The sequence below is a fragment of the Streptomyces lushanensis genome (assembly GCF_001700515.1).
Taxonomy (GTDB): domain Bacteria; phylum Actinomycetota; class Actinomycetes; order Streptomycetales; family Streptomycetaceae; genus Streptomyces; species Streptomyces lushanensis.
The window spans coordinates 1-2,519 of the sequence record NZ_MAUD01000686.1 but is presented as its reverse complement, the minus strand read 5'-3'; the positions used below and the strand labels follow the sequence as shown (position 1 = coordinate 2,519).

At 69.2% G+C, this 2,519-nt stretch carries 2 protein-coding genes; one reads left to right on the top strand and one right to left on the bottom strand.

All coding sequences use genetic code 11. The features are described from left to right. Positions 1 to 27 precede the first annotated feature (27 nt). Positions 28 to 900 carry an undecaprenyl-diphosphate phosphatase gene (locus tag BFF77_RS32410; protein WP_066957144.1) on the bottom strand — a complete coding sequence of 291 codons (873 nt, stop codon included), beginning with the start codon at positions 898 to 900 and terminating at the stop codon, positions 28 to 30. Positions 901 to 1,378: 478 nt separating this feature from the next. On the opposite strand from BFF77_RS32410, the gene BFF77_RS32405 reads away from it, so the two are divergent. After that, positions 1,379 to 2,519 (top strand): methylmalonyl-CoA mutase family protein (locus BFF77_RS32405; protein ID WP_245704076.1); only part of this gene is annotated, 1,141 nt, incomplete at its 3' end.

Sequence of the window (2,519 nt, the reverse complement as noted above, 5' to 3'; positions counted from 1 at the left end):
TACGGACACCCTGAGCCCGCAGGCCCGTCAGCCCGCTGATTCGCCCGCGTGCGGGCTCAGGGTGTCCGTACCGATCAGGACGAACAGCGCGATGCCGAGCAGCACCCGGTAGATCACGAACGGCATGAAGCTCTTGGTCGTGATGAACTTCATGAACCAGGCGATAACGGCGTATCCCACCGCGAACGCGATGATCGTGGCGAAGATCGTGGGGCCCCAGGACACATGACCGTTGGCCGCGTCCTTCAGTTCGAAGACTCCGGAGGCGAGGACCGCCGGGATCGCGAGCAGGAACGAGTAACGCGCCGCCGCCTCGCGGGTGTATCCCATCAGCAGACCGCCGCTGATCGTCGCGCCCGAGCGGGAGACGCCCGGGACCAGCGCCATCGCCTGGCAGATACCGAAGATCAGACCGTCCCTGACACCCAGCTCCTGGAGGGACTTGCGCTCCTTGATGGCGCGGTGCTTGCCGCCGGTCTCGTCGCGCGCCGCCAGCCGGTCCGCGACACCCAGGACGATGCCCATCACGATCAGCGTGACGGCGATCAGCCGCAGATCGCGGAACGGGCCCTCGATCTGGTCCTTGAAGGTGACGCCGAGCACCCCGATCGGGATCGAGCCGACGATGACCAGCCAGCCCATCTGCGCGTCATGGTCGCCGCGCATCTCCTTGTTCGTCAGCGAGCGGAACCATGCGGAAACGATACGGGCGATGTCCTTGCGGAAGTAGATCAGGACGGCGGCCTCGGTACCGATCTGCGTGATCGCGGTGAACGCAGCACCCGGGTCGTGCCAGCCCGCGAACGCCGCCGTCAGCCGCAGATGCGCGCTGGAGGAGATGGGCAGGAACTCGGTCAGTCCCTGGACGAGCCCGAGGACGAAAGATTCGAACCAAGACATGGGGTACTACGCCATCCAAGAGAGGATCATGCACTGGCCGGCGGAAACCACGGGCACAGTGGCGGGCTGAGAGCTGACGGGCGATGCGCGGTTAGATCATATGGATGGGCAGATGGTCCTACTCACGTGGTCCTACCTCTCACGCCTGCTCATCCCGATGGACATGGCGTCGTTGAGGCCGGTGGCATGACGATCCAATGACCATCGATCATCGATCAGTGATCACATACCGGGTTGGGGCAGCCTAGCGTCTGCGGCCGGGGGCACAGCTGGCAGCCCCCTGCCGGGAGGCCCGCCGCCGCGCGTGCCGTCGGCCCCGCCGCCGCCGTTCCCGCCGACGGGCCGGCTGTCGTCACCGTGCCCGCTCACGTACGGCATCGCGTGCGGTGAAAGTCCTACACATGGCGCTTCGCGGAGAGGGATACCTCACAGGCGCGCGCTCTGCTGCTCGTTCGGCGTGCTGTCTTAACATCTGGGCATGACGGTCCTGCCTGACGACGGGCTTTCCCTGGCCGCCGAGTTCCCCGACGCGACCCGCGAGCAGTGGCAGAGCCTGGTGGCAGGCGTTCTGCGCAAATCGGGTCGCGATGTCCCGGGGCCGGCCGCCGAGGAGGCACTTGCCACGACGCTCCAGGACGGGCTCATCACCCGTCCGCTCTACACCGCCGAAGACGCGTCCGGCGGTCAGGGCGCGCCCGGCGACGGTGCTTCCTTCGGTCCCGCCTCCCCCGGTGCCGCCGGCTATCCGGGCTTCGCGCCGTTCGTCCGAGGCGGTCGGCCCGAGGGCGCCGCCGTCTCCGGGTGGGACGTACGGCAGCGTCATACGAGGCCCGATCCCGTCCGTACCAATGAAGCCGTGCTCGCCGACCTCGAGAACGGCGTCACCTCCCTGTGGCTGGGCGTGGGGGCCGCCGGAGTCCCGGTAAGCGGTCTGGCCACCGCGCTCGACGGTGTCTATCTCGACCTGGCTCCCGTCGCGCTCGACGCGGGAGACGAGTTCGGGCCCGCCGCACGGGAGTTGCTGAGGCTGTACGACGAGCGCGAGGTGCCACGTCGTCAGGCGCGCGGCACTCTCGGCGCCGATCCCGTCGCCCAACTCGCCCGGACCGGAAGGGAGACGGACGGCCGCACGGAGGAGGCGGCGGAACTCGCCGTGCTCTGCGACCGTGAGTATCCCGCCCTGCGCGCCATCACCGTCGACTCCCTGCCGTACCACGAGGCCGGCGCCTCGGACGCCCAGGAACTGGGCTGTTCGCTCGCCACCGGAGTCGGCTGGCTGCGTGAGCTCACCGCGGCCGGACTCTCCGTCGAGGCGGCCTGCGGACAGCTCGAATTCCGCTACGCGGCCACCGCCGACCAGTTCCTCACGATCGCCAAACTCCGCGCCGCGCGCAGGCTCTGGGCCCGGGTGGCCGAGGTCTGCGGCGCCTCCGCCGCCGGGGCGCAGCTCCAGCACGCCGTGACCTCACCGGTGATGATGACCAGGCGCGATCCCTGGGTGAACATGCTGCGCACCACCGTCGCCTCGCTGGCGGCCGGCCTGGGCGGCGCCGACGCCGTGACCGTACTTCCGTTCGACCACTCCCTCGGGCTCTCCGACGCCTTCTCCCGCAGGATCG